Annotated in this window: 1 protein-coding gene; it reads left to right on the plus strand. The window is 29.2% G+C overall.

The genetic code is table 11. The features are described from left to right. Positions 1 to 308: 308 nt before the first annotated feature. Positions 309 to 4,118, plus strand: a complete 3,810-nt coding sequence (locus UC75_RS07220) for an SIR2 family protein (protein WP_049837161.1) — start codon at positions 309 to 311, stop codon at positions 4,116 to 4,118. The last annotated feature ends 197 nt before the right edge of the window (positions 4,119 to 4,315 follow it).

Raw genomic sequence — 4,315 nt, forward strand, 5'->3', positions numbered from 1 at the left:
TGGTTATTGTTTAAGTGGGGTTTATAAAGGGGGTTATGGGGGACTATAACTTTATAGATTGTAAGCTTTTAAAAAGTTTAAAGGTTACGGATTTTGAGGTTGCATATCAATTTCATAAAAAACTTAAATCTATATCGAGAAAAACTTTATAAAGCCACCTCTAGCAAAGCACTTTAAAAAAAGAGGTTTCCTTAAAGATGAAAAAGTAATTGTTTTAGTGACAAATTGGGAAATAGAATATTTAATATACGTATTGTATAACAATTACTTAAAAATAGATCTGCTTATTAAAAAAGTTGGGGGTTAAAATGCGTTTTACTGCAACTGGTCCAAATATTCCAAATGAATTAATAGATGCTCAAAAGCGTGGAGAATTGCTATTTTTCTGTGGTGCGGGAGTTTCTGTTCCAGCTGGTTTGCCTTCATTTGAAAAATTAACTCGTAATGTCGCTGAAAAATTATATGCCCTTGATAGCGATGACAATGAAATATCGAAATTACTATTTAATAAAGAATTTGATAGGACTTTTACTGCTTTAAAGAGAATTTATGGAGATGAAATCGTAGACGCAATTTTATTGAGTGAATTAAAATTGCCTAAAGGACCACTTCTAGTTAATCATGAAAATTTATTAAAACTTTCAGTAAACGAAGAAAATGAACCTTTTATTATTACGACAAATTTTGATTTGCTATTTGAAAAAGTCAATAAAAAAATCCGATCATTTGTTCCCCCATATCTCCCAGATATCCAATCAAAAGAACCGTTATCGGGTATTGTGTATCTTCATGGGAAATGGATTAATCCTAAAAAAAATGAACTTAACAATTTAATTATTTCTTCTCAAAATTTTGGTAGTGCTTATTTATCACATGGGTGGGCAACAAGATTCCTTTCAAATTTATTAACACGCAGAACTGTTGTACTCATTGGTTATTCAGGAGATGATACTTTAGTTCGCTATTTGCTTGAAGGGCTAAATTCGGAACGGTCAAATGCAAATAATATTTATGCTTTTGAACGTGGGGAACAGGGTTATATAGAGACTAAATGGTCCCAACTTGGAGCAACAGGTATTTCATATTCTGATCACAATGATCTATGGAATACAGTCACAGAGTGGGCAAAATATGCTGGGGATGAGCAAACGTGGGATAAATATATTAATCAATTATCCCAACAATCTCCAAAAGATCTAGAACCCTTTGAGAGAGGAATTATTACAAACTATATTTCTACTGTAGATGGTGCATATAAATTTATGGGATTAAGTCCTACACCATGTTCAGAATGGATTTATGTATTTGATAAGAAAATAAGATTAGGACAAGTCGAGGAAATAAAAAATACTAATGGTGAAAAGCTGGTAATTGATCCTATTGATTTATATAGAATTGACACAGATCCAAGTCGTAGTGAATTGGAATCTTTAAAAGAGCCTTTAAGATATAAAATTGGCCAAGATTATATAAGTATTCAAACTGATGAGAATGGAACAACCTTAACTGAGAGTCTAGCAAATATAAACTATGGAAATCTATGGAATGTTCAATCAAGAATTCATGCTTTAGCTATATGGTTTTCAAAAGTTGCAGAACAACCTGCAGCAATATGGTGGGCACAAAAACAAATCAATTTACATCCAGAAATTATAAATCAGGTAAAAAAAAGAATAATAGATACTCCGGAAGTATTTCAAGAAAGTGATTTGATTTTTTGGAAGCAGAATATAACTACCCATATTGATAAAAACAAATTCCCTGCTCAAACCAACTGGTATGATATAAAAAGAGTTTTAGAAAGAAATTCAAATTCTTTATCAGACTTATATTTTAATTATTTGAAAGATTCTCTAACCCCAATATTATCTATGCATTCAGAATATAATTTAGATAAAACATATATACCAACTAAAAAAAATGAAAAATATTTATTTTCTAAGTTTGAAATAGATTTTCCTGAATATGGATCAGAAAATATAAAAATACATGACGACAATCTTCAGAATGTCATTAAAATTCTTTCTGAAAAATTTATACAATACATTAACCTTGTTAATAACTTAAAAGATGAGTCAATTAAAGTTCTTTTTCATAGCCTTTATTTCCCCCCTATTAATTTTGAAAATCCACTAGAACCTCCAAGAAGTGTTTATAAAAAAATTGGAAATTTAATACTATGGATGTGTGATCTCTTAAAAAAGATATCTGTATTTAATGAAGAGTCTTTAATAGAAATAGTTGAATTATGGCCGAAAAATGATGATTTAATTTTCAACAGATTAAGGCTATTTATTTGGGTAAACTCTAAAAGTATTCATAAATGGAATATAGATGAGCATATAACACTTCTATCTGAAGACTTCTTTTGGAGTAGTTATATTGAATCGGATATTATGCATTTCATATCTAATCAATGGGATAGCCTTAAAAAAGAAAGTAGATCACTTATTGAGCATAAAATTATTAATTACCGAAAAAAATATGATCATGAGACTGATGAAAGATTTATAGATTACAAAAATTATCAAGTCAGCCGCCTACTAAATGAAATATCTCATACAAAAGTAGGTCTATCTCCTCATGTAAATCAAGAGTTTATAAAAATTAAAAATGCTGATAATTGGCAGGAAAATTATATAAAGCAAGAGAGTCTAAAGGCTGGAATTCAAAGTGGATGGATATCAACCAACACTTCCTTTGATGAATTGTATTCAATAAACGATAGCACTGCTTTTTTTGAAAAAGTGGATTTATTAGAGTCAGATAGAAGTATTCAGTTTGAAAGAAAAAAGCCTTTTATTGGATTTATAGAAAAAAATTTGAGCGAATCGTTAAATAAGCTTTTAGAAGAATTGGGACGGAATAATAATCGAGAAAAATACTGGATACAATTTTTTGAGAATATTCCTTCAGATGCAAATCCGGATAATTTAATTGCAATTGGAAATGCTGTTTTAAAACTACCAAAAGAAATTATTTTTATATGTCGCTTCCCTTTGACCAGATGGTTAGAAGGAGGATTTATTGATGCTTGTAAAAATCGACAAGATCTTTTTTGGAGAGTGTGGGACTTTATTTTTAATACATTTAACCTTATTGGTCCAGAAGCTAACAGTAGTGCATTTGGAGAAATTTTAAAACATGGCCGCAAAGTTGAAAAATCGAGAAAAACATTAGAACATGCTATGAATTCTCCAATAGGTCAACTAGTAGATGCTGTTTTTAATATTTATGAGGCTTGGGACCTAAATCCTCATGAATTCCAAAATGAAGCTCTGTGGAGATTAGAATTAGCTCTTAAAAGTAAAGGAGAAGGTTCCTATCATACTATCAGTATGATTATATATCGTTTTAACTTTATGTATGAAAATTATGAGACATGGTCTAAATATCATTTAATACCAATTTTCAATACAAATAATAAAAATAGTGAAGCTGCGTGGGAGAGTTTCTTTTACATAAATTACAGACCTTCAAATCAATTAATTTTAACTTTAAAATCATTCTTTATTGATTTGTTTGAAAAAGACTTAGAATGGACAAAAAGTGAAAAATTTAAAAATAATTTAGCATCACTGTTAATACAGTTTTGCTATTTTTCTTACCCTAGACAAAAATTATTTACTAATCTAGAGGTAAGGAAAATTTTAAGAAAGTTCGATAGTGATATGTTATCTCATAGTCTATGGATACTTTTAGATATAGTTAATAAAGAAAATTCTTGGTTAGGTTTTGGAAGATTTTTCTTTAAAAATATTTGGCCTAAAGAAAATATCTGTCAAACTTCAAAAACATCTGAAAGGTTATTAGCTTTAGCTATAGAAACATCTGACCATTTCACAGATATTGTTAAAAGTATCGAACCATATTTAAGAAAAATTGAACCAACTTCAATTTTTCTATATCAGCTAACAGACAATGAAGATAAATATTTACTTACTACGAGATACCCTCAAGAAGTTCTTCTCTTGTTAGACAGAGTGATTGGTCAAAGAATTGAGTCTTATGATAATTCATTGGCAAAAATACTAGAGAAAATAGTCAATGAAAAGCCTGTACTTAAGAATTCTATAGCTTGGCAACGTCTCTATAAAATATCAATTAATCACTTTTAAATTTGCAAAAATCGTTGAAGTTAATTAATAGGATGTATGTTTATTGATTACATTTTTTTAAATATATTATCTTTTATTAACCAATAAAAAAGCCCTAAACCATTATAGATTAGGGCTTTTCAAGTCATGTAAAGCTATTCGAGTTTATATGACTTTAAATCTTGGTAGGTATATCCAGACTCGAACTGGAGACCTCT

The sequence above is a fragment of the Acinetobacter sp. V2 genome (assembly GCF_001188385.1).
GTDB classification, from domain to species: domain Bacteria; phylum Pseudomonadota; class Gammaproteobacteria; order Pseudomonadales; family Moraxellaceae; genus Acinetobacter; species Acinetobacter oleivorans.

Coding starts and splice junctions, on each gene's coding strand:
- UC75_RS07220 (WP_049837161.1), top strand. CDS start 309: ATGCGTTTTACTGCAACTGGTCCAAATATTCCAAATGAATTAATAGAT.